This is a genomic window from Sphingosinicella sp. LHD-64, from assembly GCF_031157375.1.
Lineage (GTDB): Bacteria > Pseudomonadota > Alphaproteobacteria > Sphingomonadales > Sphingomonadaceae > Allosphingosinicella.
Window position 1 is genome coordinate 761710 of record NZ_JAVIFV010000003.1, and the last position, 25105, is coordinate 786814.

General features: G+C 64.8%; 28 protein-coding genes and 1 tRNA gene. 14 read left to right on the top strand and 15 right to left on the bottom strand.

The annotated features are described in order from the left end of the window. The first annotated feature begins 3 nt into the window (after positions 1-3). The 9 genes from ctaD to RCO27_RS11760 all read left to right on the top strand — a co-directional run bounded on the left by ctaD (position 4) and on the right by RCO27_RS11760 (position 7409). Complete coding sequence (ctaD, locus tag RCO27_RS11720) at positions 4-1710, top strand: cytochrome c oxidase subunit I (RefSeq protein ID WP_309002852.1); 1707 nt, start codon at positions 4-6, stop codon at positions 1708-1710. Between the two features lie 72 nt (positions 1711-1782). Continuing rightward, the gene (locus RCO27_RS11725) at positions 1783-2688 is read left to right on the top strand and encodes a heme o synthase (RefSeq protein ID WP_309002853.1); all 906 of its coding nucleotides are present in this window, start codon (positions 1783-1785) and stop codon (positions 2686-2688) included. Beyond that, the gene (locus RCO27_RS11730; RefSeq protein ID WP_309002854.1) at positions 2685-2825 is read left to right on the top strand and encodes a hypothetical protein; all 141 of its coding nucleotides are present in this window, start codon (positions 2685-2687) and stop codon (positions 2823-2825) included. Before RCO27_RS11725 ends, RCO27_RS11730 begins: the two co-directional genes overlap by 4 nt. Next, on the top strand, positions 2822-3373 hold the full coding sequence (locus tag RCO27_RS11735; RefSeq protein WP_309002855.1) for a cytochrome c oxidase assembly protein: 552 nt from the start codon (positions 2822-2824) through the stop codon (positions 3371-3373). Before RCO27_RS11730 ends, RCO27_RS11735 begins: the two co-directional genes overlap by 4 nt. 114 nt (positions 3374-3487) lie before the next feature. Continuing rightward, on the top strand, positions 3488-4312 hold the full coding sequence (locus RCO27_RS11740) for a cytochrome c oxidase subunit 3 (RefSeq protein WP_309002856.1): 825 nt from the start codon (positions 3488-3490) through the stop codon (positions 4310-4312). 4 nt (positions 4313-4316) lie between these two features. Beyond that, positions 4317-4682, top strand: a complete 366-nt coding sequence (locus tag RCO27_RS11745) for a DUF983 domain-containing protein (RefSeq protein ID WP_309002857.1) — start codon at positions 4317-4319, stop codon at positions 4680-4682. After that, positions 4679-5299 (top strand): SURF1 family protein, encoded by a 621-nt coding sequence (locus tag RCO27_RS11750; RefSeq protein WP_309002858.1) that lies wholly within the window; start codon positions 4679-4681, stop codon positions 5297-5299. Before RCO27_RS11745 ends, RCO27_RS11750 begins: the two co-directional genes overlap by 4 nt. 20 nt (positions 5300-5319) lie before the next feature. Next, complete coding sequence (locus RCO27_RS11755) at positions 5320-6546, top strand: pitrilysin family protein (RefSeq protein ID WP_309002859.1); 1227 nt, start codon at positions 5320-5322, stop codon at positions 6544-6546. Continuing rightward, positions 6543-7409 (top strand): class I SAM-dependent methyltransferase, encoded by an 867-nt coding sequence (locus RCO27_RS11760; RefSeq protein WP_309002860.1) that lies wholly within the window; start codon positions 6543-6545, stop codon positions 7407-7409. Before RCO27_RS11755 ends, RCO27_RS11760 begins: the two co-directional genes overlap by 4 nt. On the opposite strand, the gene RCO27_RS11765 is transcribed toward RCO27_RS11760, so the two are convergent. Genes RCO27_RS11765 through RCO27_RS11775 form a run of 3 tightly spaced genes read right to left on the bottom strand, consistent with a single transcriptional unit; the run spans position 7406 to position 9011 of the window. After that, the gene (locus RCO27_RS11765; protein ID WP_309002861.1) at positions 7406-8047 is read right to left on the bottom strand and encodes a heme exporter protein CcmB; all 642 of its coding nucleotides are present in this window, start codon (positions 8045-8047) and stop codon (positions 7406-7408) included. The genes RCO27_RS11760 and RCO27_RS11765 overlap by 4 nt on opposite strands. After that, positions 8044-8613 carry a heme ABC exporter ATP-binding protein CcmA gene (ccmA, locus tag RCO27_RS11770; protein ID WP_309002862.1) on the bottom strand — a complete coding sequence of 190 codons (570 nt, stop codon included), beginning with the start codon at positions 8611-8613 and terminating at the stop codon, positions 8044-8046. Before ccmA ends, RCO27_RS11765 begins: the two co-directional genes overlap by 4 nt. Beyond that, positions 8610-9011 (bottom strand): metallopeptidase family protein, encoded by a 402-nt coding sequence (locus RCO27_RS11775; RefSeq protein ID WP_309002863.1) that lies wholly within the window; start codon positions 9009-9011, stop codon positions 8610-8612. The genes ccmA and RCO27_RS11775 overlap by 4 nt, the downstream gene beginning before the upstream one ends. Before the next feature lie 39 nt (positions 9012-9050). On the opposite strand from RCO27_RS11775, the gene RCO27_RS11780 reads away from it, so the two are divergent. Both RCO27_RS11780 and RCO27_RS11785 read left to right on the top strand, forming a co-directional pair. Continuing rightward, the gene (locus RCO27_RS11780; RefSeq protein WP_309002864.1) at positions 9051-9338 is read left to right on the top strand and encodes a 4a-hydroxytetrahydrobiopterin dehydratase; all 288 of its coding nucleotides are present in this window, start codon (positions 9051-9053) and stop codon (positions 9336-9338) included. A gap of 105 nt (positions 9339-9443) precedes the next feature. Then, positions 9444-9534: transfer RNA gene (locus RCO27_RS11785), tRNA-Ser, on the top strand. A gap of 162 nt (positions 9535-9696) precedes the next feature. Here the strand turns inward: RCO27_RS11785 and RCO27_RS11790 are convergent. The 8 genes from RCO27_RS11790 to traA all read right to left on the bottom strand — a co-directional run bounded on the left by RCO27_RS11790 (position 9697) and on the right by traA (position 20345). Further along, on the bottom strand, positions 9697-10257 hold the full coding sequence (locus tag RCO27_RS11790; protein WP_309002865.1) for a DUF6932 family protein: 561 nt from the start codon (positions 10255-10257) through the stop codon (positions 9697-9699). After that, positions 10254-11030, bottom strand: coding sequence for a Fic family protein (locus RCO27_RS11795; protein ID WP_309002866.1), 777 nt, complete (start codon positions 11028-11030; stop codon positions 10254-10256). The genes RCO27_RS11790 and RCO27_RS11795 overlap by 4 nt, the downstream gene beginning before the upstream one ends. A 37-nt stretch (positions 11031-11067) precedes the next feature. Further along, positions 11068-13254: a peptidase domain-containing ABC transporter gene (locus RCO27_RS11800; RefSeq protein ID WP_309002867.1), complete on the bottom strand. Its 2187-nt coding sequence runs from the start codon at positions 13252-13254 to the stop codon at positions 11068-11070. 235 nt (positions 13255-13489) lie between these two features. Next, complete coding sequence (locus RCO27_RS11805; protein ID WP_309002868.1) at positions 13490-14140, bottom strand: hypothetical protein; 651 nt, start codon at positions 14138-14140, stop codon at positions 13490-13492. Between the two features lie 91 nt (positions 14141-14231). Continuing rightward, entirely contained in the window at positions 14232-15083 is an 852-nt protein-coding gene (locus RCO27_RS11810; protein WP_309002869.1) for a hypothetical protein, read from the bottom strand. Positions 15084-15175: 92 nt separating this feature from the next. After that, on the bottom strand, positions 15176-16435 hold the full coding sequence (locus RCO27_RS11815; RefSeq protein ID WP_309002870.1) for an HlyD family efflux transporter periplasmic adaptor subunit: 1260 nt from the start codon (positions 16433-16435) through the stop codon (positions 15176-15178). 404 nt (positions 16436-16839) lie between these two features. Next, on the bottom strand, positions 16840-17322 hold the full coding sequence (locus tag RCO27_RS11820) for a hypothetical protein (protein WP_309002871.1): 483 nt from the start codon (positions 17320-17322) through the stop codon (positions 16840-16842). Next, positions 17319-20345: a Ti-type conjugative transfer relaxase TraA gene (traA, locus tag RCO27_RS11825; RefSeq protein ID WP_309003207.1), complete on the bottom strand. Its 3027-nt coding sequence runs from the start codon at positions 20343-20345 to the stop codon at positions 17319-17321. Before traA ends, RCO27_RS11820 begins: the two co-directional genes overlap by 4 nt. 172 nt (positions 20346-20517) lie before the next feature. On the opposite strand from traA, the gene traD reads away from it, so the two are divergent. Both traD and RCO27_RS11835 read left to right on the top strand, forming a co-directional pair. After that, the gene (gene traD / locus RCO27_RS11830) at positions 20518-20823 is read left to right on the top strand and encodes a conjugal transfer protein TraD (RefSeq protein ID WP_309002872.1); all 306 of its coding nucleotides are present in this window, start codon (positions 20518-20520) and stop codon (positions 20821-20823) included. A gap of 22 nt (positions 20824-20845) precedes the next feature. Further along, the gene (locus RCO27_RS11835; RefSeq protein ID WP_309002873.1) at positions 20846-21142 is read left to right on the top strand and encodes a conjugal transfer protein TraD; all 297 of its coding nucleotides are present in this window, start codon (positions 20846-20848) and stop codon (positions 21140-21142) included. Here RCO27_RS11835 and RCO27_RS11840 read toward each other — a convergent pair. The 3 genes from RCO27_RS11840 to RCO27_RS11850 form a co-directional block, all read right to left on the bottom strand. Further along, positions 21091-21369, bottom strand: coding sequence for a sigma-70 family RNA polymerase sigma factor (locus tag RCO27_RS11840; RefSeq protein WP_309002874.1), 279 nt, complete (start codon positions 21367-21369; stop codon positions 21091-21093). The two genes, RCO27_RS11835 and RCO27_RS11840, sit on opposite strands and share 52 nt — an antisense overlap. Before the next feature lie 20 nt (positions 21370-21389). Then, entirely contained in the window at positions 21390-22049 is a 660-nt protein-coding gene (locus tag RCO27_RS11845; protein ID WP_309002875.1) for a hypothetical protein, read from the bottom strand. Between the two features lie 227 nt (positions 22050-22276). Continuing rightward, a complete protein-coding gene (locus tag RCO27_RS11850; protein WP_309002876.1) occupies positions 22277-23194 on the bottom strand; it encodes a HEPN domain-containing protein in 918 nt (305 codons plus the stop codon). A gap of 473 nt (positions 23195-23667) precedes the next feature. On the opposite strand from RCO27_RS11850, the gene RCO27_RS11855 reads away from it, so the two are divergent. Further along, the gene (locus tag RCO27_RS11855; RefSeq protein WP_309002877.1) at positions 23668-23880 is read left to right on the top strand and encodes an AlpA family phage regulatory protein; all 213 of its coding nucleotides are present in this window, start codon (positions 23668-23670) and stop codon (positions 23878-23880) included. 10 nt (positions 23881-23890) lie between these two features. Here the strand turns inward: RCO27_RS11855 and RCO27_RS11860 are convergent, their stop codons facing one another. Next, a complete protein-coding gene (locus tag RCO27_RS11860; protein WP_309002878.1) occupies positions 23891-25099 on the bottom strand; it encodes an integrase arm-type DNA-binding domain-containing protein in 1209 nt (402 codons plus the stop codon). Between the last annotated feature and the right edge of the window lie 6 nt (positions 25100-25105).

The following is a 25105-nucleotide window of genomic DNA, read 5'->3' on the forward strand; positions in this document are numbered from 1 at the left end:
GACATGACCGACACCACTGCACACGCCACCCATTTCGAGGCCGATCACGGCCATGACGCGCATCACGATGCCGACCACAAGCCGGGCTTCTTCGCCCGCTGGTTCATGTCGACAAACCACAAGGACATCGGCACGCTCTACCTGATCTTCGCGATCGTCGCCGGCATCATCGGCGGCGCCATTTCCGGCCTGATGCGCTGGGAGCTCGCGGAGCCGGGCATCCAGCACCTCCAGGGCTGGGCGACCTTCGTCAACTCGCTGACCGGCGGGACCGAGGCGACGTTCGACGAGGGCCTCCACATGTGGAACGTGCTGATCTCCGCGCACGGCCTCATCATGGTCTTCTTCATGGTCATGCCGGCGATGATCGGCGGCTTCGGCAACTGGTTCGTGCCGCTGATGATCGGCGCGCCGGACATGGCCTTCCCGCGGATGAACAACATCAGCTTCTGGCTGCTGCCGCCGGCGTTCATCCTGCTGCTCGGCTCGTCCTTCGTGCCGGGCGGCACCGGCCACGGCGCCGGCGTCGGCTGGACGGTCTATGCGCCGCTCTCGACGTCGGGGTCGGTCGGCCCCTCGGTCGACATGGCGATCTTCGCGCTCCACCTGGCGGGCGCGTCGTCGATCCTCGGCGCGATCAACTTCATCACCACCATCTTCAACATGCGCGCGCCGGGCATGACGCTGCACAAGATGCCGCTCTTCGTCTGGTCGGTGCTGGTGACGGCCTTCCTGCTGCTGCTCGCGCTCCCGGTCCTCGCCGGCGCGATCACGATGCTGCTGACCGACCGCAATTTCGGCACGCACTTCTTCGACGCGGCCGGCGGCGGCGATCCCGTCCTCTACCAGCACCTGTTCTGGTTCTTCGGCCACCCCGAGGTCTACATCATGATCCTGCCGGGCTTCGGCATGGTCAGCCAGGTGGTCGCGACCTTCAGCCGCAAGCCGGTGTTCGGCTATCTCGGCATGGCCTATGCCATGGTCGCGATCGGCGTGATCGGCTTCGTCGTGTGGGCGCATCACATGTTCACCGTCGGCATGGACGTGAACACCAAGATGTACTTCACCGCCGCGACGATGGTGATCGCGGTGCCGACCGGCATCAAGATCTTCTCGTGGATCGCGACGATGTGGGGCGGCAGCCTCACCTTCGAGACGCCGATGCTGTGGGCGCTGGGCTTCATCTTCATGTTCACCGTGGGCGGCGTCACCGGCGTGGTGCTCGCGAACGGCGGTGTCGATACGGTGATGCACGACACCTATTATGTCGTCGCGCACTTCCACTACGTGTTGTCGCTGGGCGCGGTCTTCTCGCTCTTCGCGGGCTGGTACTATTGGTTCGGCAAGATGTGGGGGAAGCAGTATAACGAGTTCCTCGGCAAGGTGCACTTCTGGCTGTTCTTCATCGGCGTGAACGTGCTGTTCTTCCCGATGCACTTCCTGGGCCTCGACGGCTTCCAGCGCCGCGTGCCGGACTACACCCCGGCCTTCGCCGACTGGAACCATCTCGCCTCGATGGGCTATCTGATCATGCTGGCCGGCATGGTGGTGTTCTTCGTGAACACGATCATCTCGCTCGCTGCCGGCAAGAAGGCCCCGGACAATCCGTGGGGCGAAGGCGCGACGACGCTGGAGTGGACACTGTCGAGCCCGCCGCCGTTCCACCAGTTCGAGACGTTGCCGGTGATCGACGACGACAAGCATCATTGATGGCCGAGCGGCAGGCTCCATGACGGGGCCTGCCGCCGGACCCGCCACGGCGGGACACCGAACTTGAATTCTATGACGACGCAGACCCTCTCCTACAGCCTTCCCGCCGAATGGCGCGACTTCCTGGCGCTGACCAAGCCCCGGGTGATGACGCTCGTCGTCTTCACCGGGCTGTGCGGCCTGCTCGTCGCCCCGGGACATCTCCACCCGGTGCTCGGCTTCACCGCCATCCTCTGCATCGCGCTGGGCGCTGGCGCCGCGGCGGCGCTCAACCAATGGTATGAGGCCGATCTCGACGCGGTGATGAAGCGCACGGCGTCCCGCCCCCTCCCCGCCGGCCGCATGGACCGCCAGTCGGCGCTCCATTTCGGCGTTGGCCTCGGCGTCTTCTCGGTGGTGCTGATGGGCGTCGCGACCAACTGGTTCGCCGCAGCGGTGCTCGCCGCCTCGATCCTGTTCTACGTCCTCGTCTACACCGTCTGGCTGAAGCGCCGCACGCCGCAGAACATCGTCATCGGCGGCGCGGCCGGCGCCTTCCCGCCGTTGATCGGCTGGGCCGCGGTGACCGGCGACGCCAGCACGCTGCCGCTGCTGTTGTTCGCGCTCATCTTCCTGTGGACGCCGCCGCATTTTTGGGCGCTCTCGCTGTTCGTCCGCTCGGACTATGCCAAGGCCGGCGTGCCGATGCTCCCGGTCGTCGCGGGCGCGCGGGCGACCCGGGCGCAGATCCTGCTCTACACGGTGCCGATGGCGGCCGCCGCGGTCGCGCCCTGGGCGCTCGGGCTCGCCGGTCTGCTCTACGGCATCGCGGCGGGCGCGCTCAGCCTCCTCTTCCTCGGCCTTGCCGTGCAAGTCTTCGCCAACCAGGCGACCGAACCGGCCCAGATGAAGCCGGAGAAGCGCCTGTTCGCCTTCTCCATCCTCTACCTGTTCGCGCTCTTCGGCGCGCTCGTCGTCGATCACTGGGTGGCGGCATGAGCCCGCGGCCCGACCCCGTCCGGGACGAGATCCGTCGTCGCCAGAAGAGCCGCGCGGTGGTGATGGCGATCGCGCTCTTCGCCTTCGTGATCCTGGTCTACTTCATCAGCATCGCCAAGATGGCGGTCTACGGATGACGACGCTCGCGCAGAAGAACGGCCGCACCGCGCTGATCGCCGCCGCGGTCGTCGCCGCAATGGTCGGCCTCGCCTATGCGAGCGTGCCGCTCTACCGCATCTTCTGCCAGGTGACCGGCTTCGGCGGCACCACCCAGATGAAGGTGGGCGGCGAGGCGCCGGGCGCGGTCGGCCGCCTGATCTCGGTGCGGTTCGACGCGAACGTCTCGCCCGCACTCAGCTGGGAGTTCAAGCCGGTCGACACCCACAGGCGGGTCGCAATCGGCGCGCGCAACATCGCGCTCTACACGGCGCGCAACCGCACCGACCGACCGCTCGTCGGCACCGCGACGTTCAACGTGACGCCCACCCAGGCGGGACAGTATTTCACCAAGGTCCAGTGCTTCTGCTTCACCGAGCAGCGGCTCGAGCCGGGCCAGGAGGTGCGCATGCCGGTGGTCTATTATGTGGATCCGGCGATCCTCGACGATCCCAATGCGCGCGACATCAGCGAGATCACCCTCTCCTACACCTTTTACCCAGTGGACCAGCCGCAAAGCGGAAGTTAGAGACACCCCGTCGCCCGGCGCAGGCCGGGGCCTCAGGGAGAATAGGGCGCGGCCCTGCTCCCCGAGCTCCCGGCCTTCGCCAGGATGACGACAGACGGAAGACAGGGACGGAACATGGCCGGAGCGAAGAACCATCAATATCACATCCTGCCGCCGAGCATCTGGCCGCTGATCGGCTCGATCTCGGCGCTGCTGATGGCCGGCGGCGGCGTCATGTGGCTGCATGACTATAGCGGTGGCGGCTATGTCTTCATCGCCGGCGCGATCGGCGTGCTCTTCACCATGTTCTCCTGGTGGTCGGACGTGATCCGCGAGGCGCATGGCGGCGATCACACGCCGATCGTCCAGCTCCACCTGCGCTACGGCATGATCCTGTTCATCGCCTCGGAGGTGATGTTCTTCGTCGCCTGGTTCTGGGCCTGGTTCGCAGCCTCGCTCTTTCCCTCGACGGTCGATGCCGTCGGCGGCGTCTGGCCGCCCGAGGGCCTGCACGTCCTCGATCCGTTCGGCTGGCCGCTGCTCAACACGCTGATCCTGCTCTGCTCGGGCACCACCGTCACCTGGGCGCACCATGCGCTGATCAACAACGACCGCAACGGCCTCATCAACGGCCTGTGGGCGACGATCGGCCTCGGCCTGCTGTTCACCGGCATCCAGGCCTATGAATATATGCACGCGCCGTTCGGCTTCACCGGCGCCGAGGCGAACATCTACGGCTCGACCTTCATGATGGCGACCGGCTTCCACGGCGCGCACGTCATCATCGGTACGATCTTCCTGATCGTCTGCCTGGTCCGCTCCTACAAGGGCCACTTCAAGCCGGAACAGCACTTCGGCTTCGAGGCGGCCGCCTGGTACTGGCACTTCGTCGACGTCGTCTGGCTGTTCCTGTTCCTGTGCATCTACGTCTGGGGCGGCTGGGGCGCCGAGTATCATTAAGTAGGTGACGGCGCCCACGCCCGCCGACGTCGCGCTGAGGGGGCTCTGCCCCCGGTGCGGCGCGAAGACCCTGTTCGCCGGCCTCGTCACCTTCGCGCCCAGTTGCCGAGCCTGCGGGCTCGACATTGCCGGCTTCAACGTCGGCGACGGGCCCGCGGCCTTCCTGATCTTCATCATCGGGGGCATCGTCACCGGCCTCGCCATCGGCCTCGAACTGAGCGTCGGCCCGCCGTGGTGGGTGCACGCGTTGCTCTGGGTGCCGATCACCGCCGCGCTCACCCTCGGCCTGTTGCGCCTCGCCAAGGCCGCCCTGCTCGCGCTCGAATACCGCCATCGTGCGCGTGAAGGCCGGATTCAGGCCGACGAATGAGACGCCTGCCGCTTCTGCCGACGCTGGTGGTCGCTGCGGCCGTCGCGGTGATGATCGGCCTCGGCATCTGGCAGCTCCAGCGCGCGGCGTGGAAGAACCGGCTGATCGCCGAATACACCGCCGCCGCGACGATGCCTGCGCTCGATCTCGATCCGCTGCTAGGGCGGGACGGAAACCTGCCGCCGCTCGCCTTCCGCCGCGTGCTCGTCACCTGCCATGCCGACAATCTCCTTCCGGAGCAGCGCGGCGGCCGGAACCGCGACACAGGGCAGGGCGGCTACAGCGCGTTCCTGCCCTGCCGGCCCGGCGCCGAGGGTCTTGCCGGCCGGATCGTCGTCAATGCCGGCTGGGCCGCACTGCCGGACAGCGCGCGCCGGCTCTCCCTGAGCGGCATCGTCGCCGGCCAGCTCGGTCCGGTGGAGGGCCGGGACCGTATCGTCCTCACCGCCGCCACGGCCGTGCCGCCGCTCGCGCCGAGCACGCCGCCGTCGATCGAGGACATCCCGAACAACCACATGGCCTACGCCTTCCAGTGGTTCTTCTTCGCCGCGGTGGCCGTGGTCATCTACCTGCTGGCGCTGCGGCGCCGGGCACCGAAGTTGCCGCCGGAGCCCTGAGCGCCTAAATCCCGCGGCGCATGATGAAGCTCACCACCCTCGACAACGGCCTGATGGTCGCTAGCCGGGACATGCCCGGTTTCGAGACCGTCGCGGTCGGCCTCTATGCCGATGTCGGCTCGCGCCACGAGCCGGCGCCACTCAACGGCATCGCCCATCTCTACGAGCATATGGTGTTCAAGGGCGCCGGCAGCCGCACGGCGCGTGAACTGAACGAGGCGGTCGAGGATGTCGGCGGCGATCTCAATGCCGCGACCGACCGCGAGGGGACGAGCTTCACCGCTTCGCTGCTGGCCGAGCACCTCCCGCTCGGCATCGAGCTGCTGTCCGACATGATCCTGAGGCCGCATTTCAAGGCGGCCGACCTCGCCCGCGAGAAGGAGGTCGTCCTGCAGGAGCTGGGCGAGGCGCGCGACACGCCATCGGACATCATCTTCGACGATCTCTGGATGGCGGCGTTTCCCGATCAGCCGCTCGGCCGCTCCGTGCTCGGCGACGAGGCGAGCATCTCGGCGATCACCGCGGACGACCTGCACGGCTGGCGCAGCGAGCGCTACCGTGCCGGCAGCCTCTATCTCGTCGCCGCGGGCAAGGTCGATCACGATGCGCTGGTGCGGCTGGCGGAGGCGCAGTTCCGCGATCTGCCCGAAGGGCGGCTCGATGCAGCCACCCCCGCCAGCTTTGCCGCCGGCCGGCGATCCAGCCGGCCCCGCGCCGATCAGGCGCATCTCACCGCCGCCTATGCCGCGCCCGCGATCCAGGCGCCGAATTATCATGCCGCGCGCCTCTTCAGCGACATCGTCGGCGCGGGTGCCTCGTCGCGGCTGTTCCACGCGGTGCGCGAGGAACGCGGCCTTGCTTATTCGGTCTGGTCGTCGCTCCAGCCCTATCGCGACACTGGCCTGTTCTATTTCTATGCCGCGACCGCGCGCCGCGAGGCGGCGGCGGCGGCGGCGCTGATCGCCGAGACCGTCGCCGGCACCGCGGAGACGGCGACCCAGCGCGAGCTCGACCGCGCCAAGGCGCAGGCCAAGGCCGGCATGCTGATGAGCCTCGAAAGCGCGTGGGGGCAGGCCAATTATGTCGCGCGGCAGCTCTCCCTGTTCGGGCGGCTCGCCGAGCCCGCCGACTATGTGAAGGCGATCGAGGCGGTGACGCTGGACGAGGTCCGCGCCGCGGGTGCGAAGATCCTTTCCGGAGAGCGCGCCGGCGCGACGATCGGCGTCTCGGCCGTCCGCGCCGCATGAGGCTCGATACGCTGATCGGCGAGCCGTGGCGCGACTACGGCCTCGTCGACTCGGGCCATGGCCGGAAGCTCGAGCGCTACGGCCCCTACCGCTTCATCCGCCCCGAACCGCAGGCGATGTGGGCGCCCGCCGCGGCCGGCTGGGACGCGCATGGCGAATTCGTGCCCGGCGCAGATGAAGACGGCGGCGGCCGCTGGCAGTTCGCGAGCCCCGTGCCGCGTGAGGGCTGGGAGCTGGGCTGGGAGGACGTCCGCTTCCGCGCGCAATGCACGCCCTTTCGCCACCTCGCCTTCTTCCCCGACATGGCGCCGCAATGGGCGTGGATGCGGGAACGGCTTGGCGAGGGCGCCGAGGCGCTCAACCTGTTCGGCTATACCGGCGTCGGCACGCTGGCGATGAGCGCCGCGGGCGCGAAGCTCACCCATGTCGACGCCTCGAAGAAATCGGTCGAGCAGGGCAAGGCCAATGCGGCGCTATCCGGCATGGCCGATAAGCCGATCCGCTGGCTGGTCGACGACGCCGGCAAATTCACCGCCCGCGAGGTGCGGCGGGGGCGGCGCTATGACGGCATCATCCTCGATCCGCCCAAGTTCGGTCGCGGGCCGGATGGCGAGGTCTGGCGGCTGGAGGAAAGCCTGCCCGGCCTGATCGCCGACTGTCGCAAGCTGCTCGATGCCGACAGCCGCTTCCTCGTGCTCACCGTCTATGCGGTGCGCATGTCCGCGCTGGCGATCGGCGAGCTGCTCGAGCAGGCGCTCGGCGAGCTGGGTGGCCGGATCGAATGCGGCGACATGGCGGTCCGCGAGGAAGCGCGCGGCCTGCTTCTGCCGACCGCGATCTTCGCGCGCTGGTCGAAAGGCTAATCGCGCGCGGCGCGAAGTGCGGCGCCGGCGACGAATGGGGCGCCGGCGACCAATAGCAGCGACGCCGCGCCGAGCAGCTGCAGCGCGCCGGCGTCCTTGCCCCGCTCGATCAGGCCGGCGCCGAAGATGAGCAGCGGCACTGCGAGCGGCAGCAGCAGCAGGCCGGCCAGGGCGCCGCTGCGCCTGAGGCCGGCGGTCAACGCACCAACGCCCAGGGTCAGCGCCGCGAGGCCAGGCGTTCCGACCAGGAGACCCAGCTCCAGCCGCAGCAGTACCTCGCCCGGCAGCTTCATCAACGCCGCTGCCGGCAGCGCCGCGAGCATCAGTGGCGGACCGAAGCTCAGCCAGTGGCCGGCGAGCTTGGCCAACGCAACGGTCTCCTCGCCGAGGCCGCGCAACGCGAGCTGATCCAGCACCCCCGAACCAAGGTCCGGTGCGAAGAGCCGGTCGACTGGCAGCAACGCGGCGAGAAGCGCCGCCATCCACAGCGCCCCGCCGCCGGTGCGGGCGAGCAGCGGCCCGTCCGGCCCGACCGCAAACGGGAAGAGCGTCGCGACCAGCAAAAAGAAGACGAGCGGCAGGAGCGCCGCGCCGCCGCTCGCCGCCAGCCTGAGCTCGCGCAGGATCAGGGCGGTCATCCCAGCGCCACCGTCTCGGCGTCGGGCAAGGCGAGCTGCTGATGGCTGGCGACGAGCACGCCACCGCCACGGATGCGGTGGGCGGCGATGCCCTTTTCGAGCCGTTCGCACCCCTCGTCGTCGAGACCGTTGGCCGGCTCGTCGAGCAGCCAGAGCGGGGCGTTGGACGCGAGGACTCGCGCCAGCGCCGCACGCTTGCGCTGCCCGGTCGAAAGCATCCGGACCGGCACATCGGCGAGATGACCGATGCCCATCGCCTCCAGACCCGGCGTCGCCGACACATCATCAAAGCTTGCCCAGAAGGCGAGCGCCCGGCCCAGCGTCTGGCGCTCGTCGAGCGCGAGATGCTCGTCGGCGAGCGCCGCGTCCGCCCGTTCCACCGTGCCCGCGGCGGGCGCCAGCAGACCGGCGGCGACGCGCATCAGGCTGGACTTGCCTACACCGTTCGGGCCGGTGAGCAGCGTCGCATGGCCTGGCCGGAGGAGCAGGTTGAAATCCTCAAGCAGCACGCGCCCGCCGCGGCGGACCGTGACCGTATCGAGCTTGAGCAGCCCGTCGCCGCTCATTCCGCCTGCGCCTCGATTGCGTGCATGTCGTCGTCGGAGAAGCCGAAATGATGGCCGACCTCGTGGACGATGACATGGGTGATGAGGTCTTCGAGCGCGACGCCGCTATCCGCCCATTCGTCGAGCAGCGGGCGGCGGTAGAGATGGATCATCGGGGGCAGCTCGCCCGAAACCCAGCTGTCCTGCTTGTCCATGGAGCGGCCGGAATAGAGGCCGGTCAGCTCGAACGCATCCTCGATGCCGAGGCTCGCCAGCACCTCGTCGTCGGCGAACTCCTCGATGCGCAGCACGATATTGGCGAGATGCTTGCGGAAATCCTCCGGCAGCCGCGCGATCGCCGCGTCCGCGAGCCGCTCGATCGCCGCCGCATCGGGCGCATAGGTTTGACCATGGGCCATCCATGGCGACATAGAGACTGATCGTTTGAGGAGGAAGAGATGCCGTTGCTTTCCGAAGCCCAGCGCGAGGATGCGTTGGCCGGCCTGTCGGGCTGGACCTACCGCCAGGACCGCAACGGCATCGCGAAGACCTTCCGGTTCGACGACTTCGGCGAAGCCTTCGCCTTCATGACCCGGGTCGCGCTCGAGGCCGAGAAGGCCGATCACCATCCCGACTGGTCGAACGTCTGGAACCGTGTCGATGTGCTGCTCAACACCCACAGCGAGGGCGGCGTGACCGAAAAGGACGTCGCCCTTGCCCGGACCATGGACGCTATTGCGGGATAGCTTGCTCTCCCCGGATACGCCCACTAGATGGACCGCTTCCAGCGCGATTGGATTGCGGACCCGATTCACGCCCGCCGCTTCGCGGCGAACGATCGGGTCCGATGCGGAGCGGTGGCCGAGTGGTCGAAGGCGCTCGCCTGGAAAGTGAGTATACGGCAAAACCGTATCGAGGGTTCGAATCCCTCCCGCTCCGCCACCTACGTGATATAACGCACTGATATATAATGAGAATGATGGGGCGCTAGGACGCTGGTCCCATTAGCGGTCCCAATTCTACTCGAAGCCGCTTTGGGTTCCCAAGCGGCCGGCTCGGCCATAGGTTCACTACGAGCTCCTAACTCGACATTTGCCACGGGCATCAGGAACGGCAATCGAGCAGCATCAAACCGCGGATGACTCGTACATCCCAATTGCCCTTCGCTCGTTTGTCCTTGGAGAGCAAGACAGTGAAGTAGCAGAGGCATTTAATGAGAATGAGCGGATCGCCGTCGATGGGGATGAATCGCACGTCGACCCTCTCTTCTTTGGCGCTGCGCTGCAGTTCGTTCAATGCATTCGCGGGCGTAGCTTCGACTAAACCGGGCCGCCGATATAACATCAGGCAGTCGACGTCCTTTGGAGAGGGCTTCAGCAGTTCGGTGAAGCTGCCACCGATCACGATGGCGTCTATCACCAGGCTCAGTCGCTCCGCGTGCGACTTGACTCGATCTAGCGCGGCGGCGAGTTCATTTCGCTCAGGCCAATGTGCGGCACGGGTCCGAAAATCTTCGTATCGTATAAGATATGGTGTTGCGTTGACCGGAGAGCTTTCTCTGACCGGACCGACGAAGGCGGGAAATCCCTGACGCTCAGCCTCATCAAAGGTCTGTCGAGAGACCGATGCGAATGGGTTCATACGCGACCTGTCGAGATCGTTCATGTATCTGCCTCGGCCGTGGATCTTTGCCCGGCGATCTCGCGATAGCATTCGATCATGTCGAGCACGAAGCGAAGTAAGGGCTGCCAATCCCCCCGCACCTCGGCGCAGCGAAGGGCGATCTCATACCCTCCGCGGGACTGCCGGGCAATCTCGTAAAAGGGAAAGTAAACGTTGGTGGGCATGCCTCCTTGTCGCAGGGCGTAGTTGAACAATGACCGGCCTACGCGGCCATTGCCGTCGACGAAGGGATGACAGTTCACTAGAAGCGCGAGGGCCATCGTCGCCCTAAAAATAGTCGGCTCCTCATAGTCCTGCACTAGAATCGACCGGATGCTATCTAACTGCTCCGGTATGGCTGCGGCTGCGGGAAAGCGCACACTGTTTCCGTCCCTGTCGCCGTTCAAGCAAATGTCGTCGCGTCGCCATTCGCTGGCTCCGTTCATGAGACGTTTATTGAGCGAGGCCAACTGCGATTTGAACGCGCTCCGGCTTGAGTTCTCAAGGGGGCCAAAGCGCTCGTTAACCCATTTGAGCGCCTCGCATTCGCTATGGGAGCGGTCTGGCTGCGATGGCACGACATTGAGCGCCATGAAATATTCCGACAGCGGATGCTGCAGGCGTAAGAAGTGCGTCTTAGGAGCCTCTCGCAAGATGTCGGTCGGGAGAGGATAAAGGCTTGGAAGCGCCCGCGAAGCCGCGGCTATCTCAAACCTTAGGTCCGGATCCAAGCCGGTGAACTGCGCAAGAACCAGGGGTTCACGAACGAAGATCATGGTTATTAACCCAGTCGGGAGACTATGCTGAGATCGGTCATTGGCCGACGCACTGTGAGTCCTCGCGAAGGGCGGTTGGCTTTTTCGGATGCATGTCCACACCGTCTTTCGGAACAGCGAATATGCTTCCATTGGAGACAAACAATACCCTGTCGGCAGCCGACACTGGGGCCGGTTTATGTGCAGACACGATCCGAGTAATGGGCAGCGCGGAAATGGCTTTGACGACGGATTCCTCTGAAGCTGGGTCGAGATTTGCTGTGCCCTCGTCGATGAAGAGAACTGATGGATTCGGATACAGTGCTCGCGCCAACAAGACCTTTTGCTTCTGACCGCCAGATAGTGCTGATCCCATGTCTCCCACGAGAGTATCGTAGCCCATCGGCAGGGCCTCGATCTCATCGTGAATGCTGGCGAGTTTCGCAACTTCTACAGCGCGTCCGATGTCGATCTCAGGATCGAAGAATGCAATGTTCTCAACGAGCGTGCCGGCGAAGAGCTGGTCGTCCTGGCTGACCACGCCGATCCGCCGGCGCCAGTCTTCCGGCGCCATGCTCGCCAACGAGCGCCCATCGACCAGTACCTCACCGTAGCTCGGCTGGAACAGGCCCGTCATGATCTTGAGCAAGGTTGTCTTTCCGCCCCCGGACGGGCCGATCAGCGCGACCATCTCGCCGATCTCGATTCTTAGGTTTACGCTCCTCAGCACTTCCGGCTCGCTGGCGCCATAGCGGAATGCCACATTCCGGAGTTCGATTGCGCCCTTGAAGCTCTCGGTGCCCTGCGAGCGTTCTGTGTCGCCGCCTTCGGGCTGCGACAGTGCGATGTCGGCAATCCGGTTCAGATGAACGTCGAGCAGCTTATAGTTGATTGCCTGCTCGACCAACCGGGTCGCCGCGTCCAAGAACTGCTGCTTATATGCCTGGAAGGCGAAGATCATGCCCACGGTGAACGCGCCGTCCATCGCCATGCGAACCGCGAGGAAGACGAAAAGCACTTTCTCGACGGCGAGGATGAATTGGCCCAGCGCATCGAAGCCCGCGGTCAGCCGCCCAAGCCTGATCTGTGCGTTGACGGCTTCCGCCTTGAGCTGCTGCCACGTGCGCTGGCGATTGCCCTCCTGTCCGAACGCCTTGACCGCGGCAATGCCCCGCACGCTCTCGATAAAGGCGCTATTCTCCCTTGCCGCCGCGGTGATGGCATCGATGTTGCGCATTCTGAGCGCGTGTAGGAAGCCGATCTTGAGCCCGGCGAACAGAAGCCAGGCGACGAGAGCAATGCTTCCCAGCAACGGGGAATAGACGAACATCAACGCGAGCGTAAGGAACGCCATCATGCCGTCGATGACGGCGGCGGCGAGTCCTTGGCTCAACAGCTGCGAAATTGCCTGTGTGGAGCCGAAGCGCGAGATGATGTCGCCGACATGCCGTTTCTCGAACCATGGCAGCGGCAGGCGCAGCATATGGCGGCTGAGATTTGTGACGATCTGATACGACAGCGCGCTGCCCAGGCTCACGAGGATCAATGAGCGCAGCCAACCGGTCATCATGTTGATCACGGCGAGGCCGCCGAAGCCGATCGCCAGCATTAGCAATAGATCGGTGTCGAAGCTGGGAAATGCGGTGTCGACGGCGAGCTGGAGGTAGAAGGGCGTGGCGAGCGCCACGACCTGAAGGACGACGGAAAGCAGAAGGATGCTGCCAAGCGTGCTCCAAAGCCCCGTCAGTTTCGACCAGAGCTGGCTGATCCTGAGCTTTGAGGCCACGTTGCCGGGCCGGAACTTCTCCGATGGCGTCAATTCGAGCGCTACACCGGTGAAGTGCCTCGAAAACTCGTCCTCCCGCAGGGTGCGGACGCCTCGTGCTGGATCATGGATTTGATAGCGAGAACCACGCAGACGCCGCGTCATTTTTACCAGCACAACGAAGTGGTTCATGTTCCAGTGCAGGATCACGGGCAGCGGGATTTGAGCTAGACCGTCGATGTCACTGCGGAGCGGTCGTGCATGGAAGCCGACCTTTTCGGCAATATCCATCAACGCTTTGAGCGTCGTGCCCTTGAGCGACAGACCGAACCGGCGGCGCAGCGCAGGCATGTCGGTCTTAAGGCCATGATAGTCGGCGACCATTGCTAGGCAGGCGAGACCGCATTCGGTGCCCTCAGCCTGCTGGATCAATGGGGTCGCACGGCGGCCTGTTAGTTTGAGCAGACTGATTGCGGTCATCTCTTCGGCCCCGAAGCTGCAGAACCGCCGCTGGTTTGCCTTTGATCCGGAGTGACGGTTGCATGGACGTGCTCAGCCGGATCGAGGCTCCGCAACGACAATAGTCCCGCAAGGCTCCAGCAGAATTCAGATCTTCTGAATGCGGTCCTCCGGTCATCGCTCATGGCCGGCCTCCATGGTCTGATAGCAGCGGATCGCGCTTCAGATGGGTGCTCGCCTCCCTCCCACTCGACACTTAGAGATCGGGATGAAACCACTGATAGTTGAGCAGTCGCGCGGTATCGCTGGAAACCTGCTGGACAACTCCGAGCTGCCCCGACGGAGCGTCGGCCGCCGGAAAGTAGCCAACGCCCAGGATCGGCGATTGAGATTCCAACAGGGGTTGCGGCGTGCTTGGCTGTTCGCCTGCGGCGCTCTTGAAGCTGGCGACCACCGACTTCCCGCCAACTGTCCAGACACCAACATAGGACGTGACGAGCCGCGCGCCCTCCCGTCTGGCGCCCACTCTGGCCGCGTAGACAAGGGGAGCGCCTTCCAGTCGTGGCCCCTCCTGCGAGGACAGCGCGGAGGGCTCGACTGCTGTTGGACGCTGGCCGACCGTGGACAGCGAACCGTCCTCACCGATCGCCTTCACGCTGCCATCGGCGAACAAAATCTGCCCCATCTCGAAGGACCGCGCCTCGCGCGCGCAGGTGCCCGTCAACGTATGGGAGCGGTCCAGTCTCAATGCCCCCGGCGAGGTGGCCGAGAGCACAGTTGGCGGCCGCTCCAAAGTCTCAACCGAGGCACTGGCTGAAACGGCGCATTGCGGAGTGGCCGTCGCGGCGATGGCGGAATTCGCGTGACTGGCCGAGCAACCTGCCACGGCGATTGCGATTCCGGTCATCTTTAGACCCGCACTATAAAATCTCAATCTATGCATGGGTGATCTCCCAGAGAATGAGGCGAATGACTCCACTGCTTCATTCTGAGATTATTTACGGAATATTGTAATAGCGATTCCAGAACATTCCGGCATAATGATGAGGCAGATCATAGGTATAATAGGTTGTGGTGCTCCCGCCGCCCGAGGAGCCTCCGGAATCAACTTGAAACGTCGACACAGTCGATGAGTAGCTGCTGCCAGGATTTACCAATATCGACAGACCGCCGTTGGCCGCGATGGCGCGCGCTATGTCATTGGCCAGCCGCTCATTGTCGTCGTTCTCGGTTTGCGTGACTTGTCCGTCTGCATTGATAACCGCGTTCAGTGCCCGGCCGGCGGCGGTCATGTGGCCGACTTCATGGAGAATGAGATAGTTCATGCCCCCGGCGAGCGCGTTGTACTGCTGTAGAGTGTCGATATTATAGCTCACAACGGGGTCCCCGCCGTTGTAACTTGCCTCCCCACGGGTTGTCCCATTCGCATAAACGTGGCCCACGTCGTAAATCGCGAAGTCGGTCTTGCTCCAGATCTCCTTCAACTCCGCGCCCGTTATCCTGGTGCCGTCAGCAAGGGTAATGGACGTATTATTCGGAATCGCGTTTATAGCGTTGCTGACCGCCGTAATCTGGGCATTAAGGGCGTCGACGGCCTGCTGCTCCGCCTGAGTAAGCGGTCGGCCGATCATGACCGTTACATCCTGGGAGGCGCTGTCTGGCGGCAGGACGCCACCCCCACCGCTCCCGTAATCACCTGCATACGGGTCTTCGAACATCTGCTCGTACCACCAAGGGTCGCTCCACGGATCATACGGATGCGCGGTGATGGTGATGCTGCCACCCGCAACCAACTCCAATTCTTCATATGTGAGTTCGCGAATATTACGCTGGCATACATTCTCACGCATTTGCTTCCCTCCCATTTGTCGACATAGATTGGTCTTTGGCCAAACACGCTACTACACGCACCGTACTTTACTGGCCCTTCGTAGGTTGCAACTCACCCTCCCCTTCGCATCACCGCGTTGAGCGGTGTTAGCAGCCAGTCGAGGAACGAACGGCGGTCGAGGATGAGGTTGGCCGTCAAGGTCATGCCCGGCTGAAGCGGTAGGCGATCTCCGAAAGCGGATACGGTTTGCGCGTTGGGGGCGACCTCGATTCGATATACTGGCTCTTCAATGCCGAGCGGTGCGGCTATCTGGCGCGGGTCGATCACGGTGCGCGAAACGCTCACCACCCGGCCGGCGAAGCTGCCGAAGCGCTGATAGGGAAAGGCGTCGTAAAGCAGGCGCACCTCCTGTCCCGGCCGCACGAAGCCAATGGCCCGCGTGGGCGCATAGACTTGGACGCTCAGCGCGGAGCCTTCGGGGACGATCTCCATCAGTGGCACTGACGGCTCGGCGGTTCGCCCTGTCGCCGTCTGCAGGGCGGCCACCCGGCCTGAGACGGGTGCGGCGAGCGTATAGGCGCGCTCGCCGCGCAGCCGCGCCCGTTGCTGCGTCAGCGTCTCAGCCGAAGACCGGGCGACGACGACCTCGCTATCCGCGTCGGCCGCCACGCGCGCCAGCTCGGCCGAGGTGCGATTGCTCTCCGCTCCAAGCGAATTGTGCTGCTGGTGCAGGCGCGCCAAATCCTGTCGCGCGAGGATATAGCCCTGCCTGCGCCGTTCGACCTCGATCCGGCTGATGAAGCCGCTTTCAAGCAGTCCCGATACCCGCTCGAACAAGTCGCGCGCGGACGCCACGGCCTCTTCCTGAAGCGCGATTTGGCCAGCGAGGTTTGCACGCTGCTGCACTAAGCCCGCAAGCGTGGCGGCGAGCCTGGCCCGATCGCTGTCTGCTCTGCGCCCAGCCAGTCGAACTTGCTGCTCGGCCAACAGGCGCTGGCTCTCGATCGCGGTCAGGCTCTCGCCGATTGCACTGTCTCCGGCCTCGTCTGTCTGCTCGGTGCGGATGGTGGCTAGTCGCTGACCAACGCGCACCACATCGCCTTCAGAGACGAGCAGCTCCGTCACTTGGCCTGGGCGGATCGCAATGATTTTCGCCGAGGCGGCCTTTGTCGCGAGAATACCGCGCGCGGTCTCTGTGCGGGTATAGGTGCCAAGCGCAAGCCAGAGGCCGATCGCGATTACAATGCCGAAAATCAGCGAGACCAGGACGTAAACCCTTACGGGTTCCGCGAGGACGATTTCGCCCTCGATCCGCCGCCGCGCCTGCTCCACTTCCGAACGGAAGAGAGAATTAAGCGGCTCCGCGTTCATACACCCCCCATCCGAATCGCGTGATGTGCCCGCGCGATACGGTCATAATAGGTTGCCAAGAACGCTGGCGAATTGGAAGAGGAATAATTATCAAGACTCGCGACATATTCTTTAAATTGGCGAGACTAGACTCAACTTATTGCGTATCAGCACTATGTCTAATTGAGCCTACGATCGATTTGCTCTCAATCCATGACAAATACTCGAACCGACATGCGTTCGATCGTCCGCGCCTGCTCTGTGCAATGTATTCCCTACCCACGCTGCATTTCCAGCGACCAGCGCAGGGTCCTGACGACGTCAGCCCGGTGCCATTGTTGCTGACCATCGTGCGCGACTTGCCGCGCTGGGTCGATCAGGCGCTCGCGTACACCGAGCAGCGCGGCACTGCTCGAATGACGGCGTCAGCCGACTCGCATGCCGACCACCTGGGCAAGGATAACCAGGACCATCACCGTCACCATGCCTGCAAGCCAGGCCCATGCTAGCGCATCCCGTTGCTGCTGATCCGTGCGCAGGCGACCGATCATCGCGTCAAGTCGCCGGGCAGCTTCAGCTTGCCCGTGTGCGGCTTCTACCAGCGCAGTGTGATCCGCAAGCCGGTTCGTCACGGCCGCCGCGTCGATCTGCTCGGCAATGTCCTTCGGCGTCAACGATACGCCCGGTCGGCGATTCAGCTCATTGATCGCCTCATGCACCTGGCCCTGCGCCTTGATGAGCCTGGCCAGGTCGGGCGCATAGTCGCGTGCAGCGATTGCTTCCTGCCGCGCTGCGAACCCCTCCACGGCGGACGTAAGCAGCGCGAGCTGGCGCCGCATCGCCTCAAACGCCGCCGCTGCATCGTCCGGCGGCGGCTCCGGCTGCTGGCCTACGGCGATTTCCCTCATCGGCTGAGCCCCCGGCCGCGCCCAAGGGAGTCGATCAGCGCCTGACCGATCGAGCGGCCATGCATCTGATCACCGATGTCACGGCCGATGCCGCCATCTTTGGCGGCGCCCAGGCGCCATTCGGGCGACCAGTGTCGGCCAAGGCCAAGATCGCGAGCATGGCGGCTGAGCGCATTTACCATGGCCGGATCCTTGTCGATCCGGCCCGCAAGCGCCTTCATCCGGCCGACCACCTTTTCGCGGGCTTCTTCGTTCTGCCAGCCAAGGCGGTCATGCTCGGCCTTCAGCCGCTTCCAACTTTCAGCGAACCTCGCGGCGCGAAGGTCGGGGTTGGTGCGCAGCTCCGTTTCGAGCTGCATCGCCCGGATCGCGGCCTGCGTTCGTCCCTTCGCCGCATTCGTGGCGAGCGCGGGGTTGCGATCGAACGCTGCGGCCAGGTCGCTCGAACCGCCGGGCGCCACATGGTCGAGCGCCTCGCCGGCGCGGGCCAGACCGTCGCGCTGATAGGCGAGCGCCGGAAGGCTCTGCACCTTCATCCGCGCCACCTCCTCATGTGCAGCCGCATAGCGTTCGACCGCACGTGACAGCGGTTCATCGTGCGCGCGGACAGGTTCGATCGGCTGCGCATTGAGCCTGAGCCAGTCAAACGGACTGCGAGCGGCAGGCTGCGATTCCGCCTCCCGCGCCAGGTGCGTGCGCAGCGAAGCGAACATATCGCGCTTCGGCATCGGCTCGTGGTGGACGTGGCGTTCGTCCACGAACCTGTTGTGGTCGAGCGCCTCCAGGATTGCGGAGCGATCATAGCCGCGCGTCTCGGCGAACCGCGCGCGGACCTCCTCATAGTCGAGCGTGGTATCCTTCGCCCGCTCGCGGCCCAGCACGCGGGCGAGCTGGCGCATATCGGCGAAGTCGTCCTGGCCATAGTGGAGCTCGACCGCATCGCGATGCCGGGACAGTGCGACATAAGCGCTGTGCTGGTCGATGCCGGGGGTAGCGAGCACATGGGTGCGATCGACGGTGACACCCTGCGCCTTGTGAATGGTGGTCGCATAGCCGTGGTCGATGTCGGCATAGTGCTTGGTGTCGAACGCGACCCGCCGCCCGTCATCCAGGCGCGCATCGATGCGTTCGGGACTCGCCTGTTCGACGGTGGCCAGTGTGCCGTTCTTGACGTCGAGATCGCGCTCATTCCTGAGGAACATGAGCCGATCGCCGGCCCCGAACAAGCGGGTGCCGCGCGCGGTTCTGACGGCAGATTCCTTCGTGATCGTCCCATCCCGCTTCAGGGCATCGCGGGCAAGGTCATTGAGTTCGCGCACATCATCGCGGGTATGCGCCAGGATGACGAGCGAGCGCGCCGGATCGCTGCGCCGATCGGCGTCCCAGCTCTCGATTAGCCCAGCGCGGGCGTGCGCGCGCGTGTCTGCTACGCGAATCGCCCCATGTTCCTCGTACAGGCGCAGCGCCTCGGCGGCACGTCCGGTGGCGAGCTCGCGGGTCGCCTGGCGCTGCCATTCCTCGCGCTGCCGGCGCACCTCGCCGATCTCGGCGGCACCGTGCCGCTCGGCGAGCAGCCGAAACGCGGCCCCGGCCTCGATCGCCTGGAGCTGCGCAACGTCGCCGACCAGCACCACCTTGGCGCCGGCACTGTCGGCCTCGGCCAGCACCCGCTCCATCTGGCGCGAGCCGATCATGCCCGCCTCGTCGATCACCAGCACGTCGCTGGCACTCAGGCGCTCGCGGTCCTGGGTCCATTGATGCTCCAGGCTGGCGATCGTGCGGGAGGCTATGCCCGAGCCGCTTTCCAGGTTCTCGGCCGCAATGCCGGACAATGCCGCGCCCCGCACGCGATAGCCTTCGGTCTCCCAGATTTCGCGCGCGACGCCCAGCATGGTCGACTTGCCGGTGCCGGCATAGCCGACGACCAGCGACAGGTTCTGCTTGCCTGTGATATGGCGGACCGCGTCGCGCTGTTCAGCAGACAACAGGGGGAGCGCGCCGCGCGTCCCGGCGGTATTACCCCCCAAGAATGCCGCCGGGACGCGATGGCGGTCGCGATCCGCCAGCCTCTGCGCGGCGCGGACCATGCTGAGCTCAGTCTCGATCATTCCGCGCGTGGTGAACCGCTCCTCGCCCCGTCCGTCGCGGCCGAGTGCGACCAACTGGTCGCAGCCGCGCATCGCCGCCAGCACGTGGTCGAACTGCTCTTTGCCCTCCGAATGGCGATGCGCCAGCCGCGCCATGTCGCGTATCGTGAACGTCGATTGCTGGTGAGTGATCGCGTCGAGGCCGATGATGGGATCGGCGATGATCCGCTCGCCGTTCCGGCGCGCGATCTCCAGATGCTCGTCGAGTCGCTCGCCCTCGAGACCTTGATCCGGCCGGCGCGATGCTGCCGGACCGATCTTGTGCTGCGGCTCCAGGTCGATGCCCTGATCGTGCAGGGAGCGATGATCGATCCGTGCGTCGATGTCGAGTTCGGCGAGGCGCTGGTTGACTTGGGCAGCCCATGCTTCGCGCCAATGCTGCAGCAGCTCGGTGCGGTTCCAGTCGCGCACCTTGGCGCCGAACCCGTCAGCGTCCACTTCGCGCATGGTCAGCATGACATGGGCGTGAGGCTTCGCCAGCCCGTCCGCGCCCGTGTCCCAATGGATATTGAGGTCGGCGATCATGCCGCGGGATACGAACTCGCGCGCCACGAACTCCCGTGCCAGCCGTATGCCTTCGGCCTGGTCCAGCTCGCGGGGCAGCGCGAACTCGGCCTCGCGCGCGAGTTGCGCATCCTTGCGCACCTCCGCGGCTTCGACCGCATTCCACAGTGTGGCGCGGTCGGCGAACTCGGCCGGCGCAGTATCCGGCAACATCACCTCGGAGTGGATGACGCCGGCCTTGTTGGTGAAGTCGTGATCACGGTCGAGGCGCTGGTCATGCAGCCGCGACGCCGAGCGATAGGCTGCCGAGGCCAAGGCACTTGCTCCGGTCGCCCGCGAGATCACCTTCACGCTGAAGTGGTAGATCGCCATCGCGACCAAACCATCTACACCTCAAGCAGCACGTCGGCACGATGTATAAGCGCGCCCTCACACGAAAAATTCCTGTGAGGGACTGGGCCGTGCCAGACTGTCTCGGCGACTCTACAGCTTTGCGCGTGCCGCTCTATTATCATGCCCGCATCACGCAGCAATGGAGACTGTGATGCGTAAATCCCGTGACTTCGACTTGGAACTCCAGGCTCTGGCCGAGAAGGCGCGGCAACTCAAGGAACGCCGCGTGCGACAGCTCGGCGAGTTGGTCGCGGCAACGGGTGCCGACGCGCTCGATGCCGATCTGCTGGCCGGTGCGCTGCTCGATGCGGCGGGCACGAAGGACGCGGGCATAAAGGAGGGCTGGCGCAAGCGGGGCGCGGCCTTCTTTCTGGGCAAGGCGCGCGGGCCTGTACAAGGAACTGAACGCCAGCCGGGCAGCGCTCCGGCGCGCGAGGGCGGCGCGGCATCGGCTTGAGGCACGAAAGGCGCGAACCGACATGCGCGAGTGGATCGTCAAGCGCCGCGAGCGCACGCGGCATCTGATCGAGCTGGGCGGGCTCGTCGTGAAAGCCGGCTTGGTCGAACTGACCGACGACGATCGGGCAGCGCTCTACGGTGCGTTCCTCGCCACCGCGATGACGCTGCGCGGCGAACAGCGCGAGGAAGCGCTCGTGCGGTGGCGACGGCGCGGCAAGCGCGCATTCGAAGCCGAAGCGCAGGCGAAGAATGCGACTATGAACCTTCACCATCGCCACCAACTGCGGCGTAACGGTCGGCCCTCCATTGCGCAGTGAAGCCCGTAGATCGCACGGGCCATTTCGCGCTCGATCCGACGCACGCTGACCCCGATCCGATCGGCGATCTCGGCATAGCTGAGGTTGTCGATCCGATGGGCCAGGAACACCTCGCGCCGGAAGCGCGGCAGCATTAGCAGCGCGGCTTCCAACCGGGCGAGCTGTTCAGCCGTGGCCGCCTCATCTTGGGCAGCATCCGAGTTTGCCGTGCCGTCGTGAACGGACATAGCGCGTCTCTCCCGACCGGTCACAGGAAGCGCTGCCGCCAGCCGCGCGGGCGCGGATGGCCGGTGACCTCATGCACGCGGTCGAGGAGCGCGCGCGTCAGCGTCCGGACTTCTTGCGCCGTGAACGGGAAATCCGGAGCTATGTCGCGCACGTCTGCGTGACGCCATTTGCTGTAAGGCGAGAGGATCGCCGCCAGCAGTTCCATGTCGGCGGACTCGAAGCCGAGGCCTGTCGCGTTGGCATGGGCGAGTGATCTTGCAACTTGAAGACCGACATGGCGGGCGCACCACGCGTCGGCGAAGCCCACGTCGAGCAGATGCGAGCTGAGCCCGAGCTGGAGCACGATCCCGATCTGATAGAGCTTGTCGGTCGGCTGCCGTACAACGCCCTTCTCTACACCAAGGAAGAAGCTCTCTGCATTGTGGTAGCGGAACCGGCTGAGGCTGCGCCCTTCACGGGTTCGCCACAGAACGACCGGCTCGTCAGCCGCCGGGACGGATTGCGAGGGAACGGAAGCCCAGGCGGACGGCGGGGCAGAGAGCGCCAACGGCGCGATCGTCAACGCGCCCAGCAGTTCGCGGCGCGACGCCAAGGAATTGCTCTGCGTCAGCCGCGAATTGTGCGTCCGTTCGCTAATGCCGCGCCGCGCGTGGTATTCAGATATGATGGATTTGGTCATGACGTGCCTGCATGCCGGCAGTCCCGCCCGCTCATGCGAGCGGAGGTGCAAGCTTATGCCCACTGCGCGCCGCGCGAAGCGGCTTTCGTCAGCGACCGCCCGACCGTTCTGGCCGCGCGTACGTCATGCCCGGCAGGTTCATCCTACAGGACGGCTGCCAGCCAATTCCGTCCTGCATCGCCGACTATGCGGCAAATCGGCCTTAGCGGCAAGGCGGCAGCGCTCCGCTAAGCCGCCGCCCTTTCGAGTTCAGCGATCCGCTCCGAACAGATTTGATGAACGACACGCCCCAGCTCCTCCACACGTTCACCCAGCCAGGCGAGTTCTTCGTTGCTGATGCGGTAATGCTTCGAATAGCGCGCCTTCACATAGGCATCTTTGAGCTTCTGGAACATCGCGCGCTCCTTGCGCGTGCGCTCGGGCCAGATGCCGAACAGCCGGCGATCTTGTCCCTCCGCCAGCGAACGCAGGAAGGCGATATTGTGATTGTAGGGTGTGTAGAAGGTCAGGGTTAGGAGCAGGCCGCTGTAGAGCCGCTCGGTCGCTTGATGAAGGTCAAAAGCGGCCTTCTTGAAGTCTCGATCATCCACCGCATGGCGGAAGCCGCGATAGAAGCTCAGGGAACTCGATAAACTCTCCTCGAAATACTCCTTCGCGGCTGCCAGCGCTTGCACAGGCGTCTTCGGCTTGGGCGTATGCAACTCGCGATCATCGGCTTCGTAAAGCGCGATCCCGTCCTTCGCGACTTCCATGAAGAATACGCGTCCATGCGCGAGGCCGTCGTTCACCTCATGCAGCGAATGCACGATGAAGTTGACGGGCGTCCCGAGCGTCTTCTCGATCGTGTAGGCGCGGATCAGCCGCTCCTCGGCCTTGGTCCAATATGCTGCCCGATCGGCCAGTTCCTTCTGGTTCACAATGATGAGCAGATCATAGTCGGACTTGTATTGATTGGCCGACAATGGCGCATCGATCCAGTCACCGCGCGCATAGCTACCGAACAGGATGATCTTGAGGATGCGCGCGCCCTTGCGCCGCCCGGTCGCGGCTTCGGTCGCCGCGCGGAACTCTTCGAAAATGATCCCGACGAAATGTTCCAGCTCGCGCTGCTTGTTCGCCGGCAGATGATCGAGATCGGTTCTCACCCTGGAATCTTTCCGGAAATCGCCGGCACCTGGCAAGGATAATTAGGTTTCGGCCTTCGGTGGCGGGTACGGAAGCCCACCGGTCCCGTAACAGCGGCGGGCCGCACCCGCAGGGCCGGAACGCCAGTGAAGGACCCCGCGCGCAGCGCGGGGTTGCGGCGCGGCGCTGCGGGACCACAATGGGCGACACCCCGCCCAGAGCTGCCGCGTTGATGGCGAATCACCGCACAAGATTCACTCTGATCTTGGGACGAGATGGCCACGTCTGCGGCACTCGGCAGCCGATCAATCCCTGCCGAGACCGCATGAGAAAAATTGTCTTCATACCCTTTCGACGACTCTGGCCGCCAGGGGACGACATAGGCCGCCACAGCGCACCGGCACTGTTTTCAGCACTCTTGCGCAGCGGTTAGGGACCGCCATTCTGCTCTCAGGGGAGCGCATCAACCACCAGACGATCGAAGAGTGTTCCCATGTCCAACTACGAGAGAATTATCCGCCTCAAGACCGTGCTCGACCGCACCGGGCTTTCACGTGCCACCCTCTACCGCAAGATCGGCGAAGGCACCTTCCCGCGCCAGGTGCGGATCAGCATCCATGGCGCTGGCTGGCACGAGTCCGCAGTCAACCGCTGGATTTCCAATCCGGCAGCCTACCGCGAAGATGACGCGAGGCAGCGCCCTTAAGGGCGCTGCATCAAGCGGCCTGCCGCGCCGGATGCAGGGGCACGACCTTGGCTCCGGCCTTCTTAGCGCAGTAGCCCGCCCAAGCCTCCATGAGCTTGCGGCGCTTGTCGAACAGGTCGCCGCGCCGATAGGCGGCCTCGGCCTTGTTGCCGATGGTATGGGCGAGGGCCATTTCACATACTTCATGGGGAAAGCCGGTCGTCTCCGACGCCCAATCGCGGAAGGTGGAACGGAAGCCGTGAACGGTGATCTCCGCCTTCATTCGTCTAAGCAGCATCGCCATCGCCATGGATGACAGCGGCTTCTTCGGTTTGGGGCCGGGGAACAGATAACCCTCCGTTCCAAGCTTCGACATCGCTGCCACGATCTCCATGGCTCGCGGCGACAGCGGCACGCGATGTTCCCGTCCTGCCTTCATCCGTTCGGCCGGAATGGCCCAGACCTTCTTCTCGGTGTCGATCTCATCCCACTGCGCGCCGAGCACTTCACCTGAACGTGCGGCGGTGAGAATGGTGAACTCCAATGCCCGCGCCGCAACGGCGCTGCGTACCCGCAGGTCCGCCATGAAGTCCGGCATGGCATCGTAGGGCAGCGCCGCGTGGTGCCCGCGCGAAAGCCGCTGGCGCTTGGGCAGGAGCTGGTCGAGATGCCCGCGCCAGCGCGCGGGGTTCTCGCCGGAGCGATGACCCTTGGCCTTCGCCGCGTCCAGCACATTCTCAATCCTGCCGCGCAGCCGCTCTGCGGTTTCCGGCGTGCGCTTCCACAAAGCTTGCAGCACGTCGAGCACGTCCTGCGTGCCAATCGCGTTCACCGGCTTGCCGCGCATGGGTTTGGCATATTTGGTGAGCGTCATCGTCCATTGTGCTGCGTGCTTAGCGTTGCGCCATGACGGCTTCATCGCCTCGACATAGGCGTCGGCGCATTCGCCGAAGGTGGGAATGCGTTCGTCTTTCGCTCGCTCGGTTTTGGGATCGCCGCCCGTGGCCAGTATCTCGCGCAGCTTCGCGGCTTCGGCGCGGGCATTGGCAAGCGACAGGTCGCGTCCGCCGCCAAGGCCAAGCTCGGTACGCTTGCCGTCTCGCGTGTACATGAAAATCCAGCGCCGCCGCCCGTGAGGATCGATGAAGAGATAGAGGCCGCCGCCATCCGAGTGCCGGCCCGGCTTGGTGATCTTCGCCGACTGCGTCGCGCTCAGTTTGTTGAGTGTCCGTCTTGCCATGATCGC

Coding starts and splice junctions, on each gene's coding strand:
- RCO27_RS11735 (WP_309002855.1), top strand. CDS start 2,822: ATGACGACGCTCGCGCAGAAGAACGGCCGCACCGCGCTGATCGCCGCC.
- traD (WP_309002872.1), top strand. CDS start 20,518: ATGCGTAAATCCCGTGACTTCGACTTGGAACTCCAGGCTCTGGCCGAG.
- RCO27_RS11790 (WP_309002865.1), bottom strand. CDS start 10,257: ATGAACGATCTCGACAGGTCGCGTATGAACCCATTCGCATCGGTCTCT.
- RCO27_RS11840 (WP_309002874.1), bottom strand. CDS start 21,369: ATGTCCGTTCACGACGGCACGGCAAACTCGGATGCTGCCCAAGATGAG.
- ctaD (WP_309002852.1), top strand. CDS start 4: ATGACCGACACCACTGCACACGCCACCCATTTCGAGGCCGATCACGGC.
- RCO27_RS11795 (WP_309002866.1), bottom strand. CDS start 11,030: ATGATCTTCGTTCGTGAACCCCTGGTTCTTGCGCAGTTCACCGGCTTG.
- RCO27_RS11800 (WP_309002867.1), bottom strand. CDS start 13,254: ATGACCGCAATCAGTCTGCTCAAACTAACAGGCCGCCGTGCGACCCCA.
- RCO27_RS11845 (WP_309002875.1), bottom strand. CDS start 22,049: ATGACCAAATCCATCATATCTGAATACCACGCGCGGCGCGGCATTAGC.
- RCO27_RS11765 (WP_309002861.1), bottom strand. CDS start 8,047: ATGACCGCCCTGATCCTGCGCGAGCTCAGGCTGGCGGCGAGCGGCGGC.
- RCO27_RS11860 (WP_309002878.1), bottom strand. CDS start 25,099: ATGGCAAGACGGACACTCAACAAACTGAGCGCGACGCAGTCGGCGAAG.
- RCO27_RS11775 (WP_309002863.1), bottom strand. CDS start 9,011: ATGGCCCATGGTCAAACCTATGCGCCCGATGCGGCGGCGATCGAGCGG.
- RCO27_RS11755 (WP_309002859.1), top strand. CDS start 5,320: ATGATGAAGCTCACCACCCTCGACAACGGCCTGATGGTCGCTAGCCGG.
- RCO27_RS11730 (WP_309002854.1), top strand. CDS start 2,685: ATGAGCCCGCGGCCCGACCCCGTCCGGGACGAGATCCGTCGTCGCCAG.
- RCO27_RS11725 (WP_309002853.1), top strand. CDS start 1,783: ATGACGACGCAGACCCTCTCCTACAGCCTTCCCGCCGAATGGCGCGAC.
- RCO27_RS11750 (WP_309002858.1), top strand. CDS start 4,679: ATGAGACGCCTGCCGCTTCTGCCGACGCTGGTGGTCGCTGCGGCCGTC.
- RCO27_RS11855 (WP_309002877.1), top strand. CDS start 23,668: ATGTCCAACTACGAGAGAATTATCCGCCTCAAGACCGTGCTCGACCGC.
- RCO27_RS11780 (WP_309002864.1), top strand. CDS start 9,051: ATGCCGTTGCTTTCCGAAGCCCAGCGCGAGGATGCGTTGGCCGGCCTG.
- RCO27_RS11760 (WP_309002860.1), top strand. CDS start 6,543: ATGAGGCTCGATACGCTGATCGGCGAGCCGTGGCGCGACTACGGCCTC.
- RCO27_RS11820 (WP_309002871.1), bottom strand. CDS start 17,322: ATGAGGGAAATCGCCGTAGGCCAGCAGCCGGAGCCGCCGCCGGACGAT.
- traA (WP_309003207.1), bottom strand. CDS start 20,345: ATGGCGATCTACCACTTCAGCGTGAAGGTGATCTCGCGGGCGACCGGA.
- RCO27_RS11740 (WP_309002856.1), top strand. CDS start 3,488: ATGGCCGGAGCGAAGAACCATCAATATCACATCCTGCCGCCGAGCATC.
- RCO27_RS11805 (WP_309002868.1), bottom strand. CDS start 14,140: ATGACCGGAATCGCAATCGCCGTGGCAGGTTGCTCGGCCAGTCACGCG.
- RCO27_RS11835 (WP_309002873.1), top strand. CDS start 20,846: ATGCGCGAGTGGATCGTCAAGCGCCGCGAGCGCACGCGGCATCTGATC.
- RCO27_RS11815 (WP_309002870.1), bottom strand. CDS start 16,435: ATGAACGCGGAGCCGCTTAATTCTCTCTTCCGTTCGGAAGTGGAGCAG.
- RCO27_RS11810 (WP_309002869.1), bottom strand. CDS start 15,083: ATGCGTGAGAATGTATGCCAGCGTAATATTCGCGAACTCACATATGAA.
- ccmA (WP_309002862.1), bottom strand. CDS start 8,613: ATGAGCGGCGACGGGCTGCTCAAGCTCGATACGGTCACGGTCCGCCGC.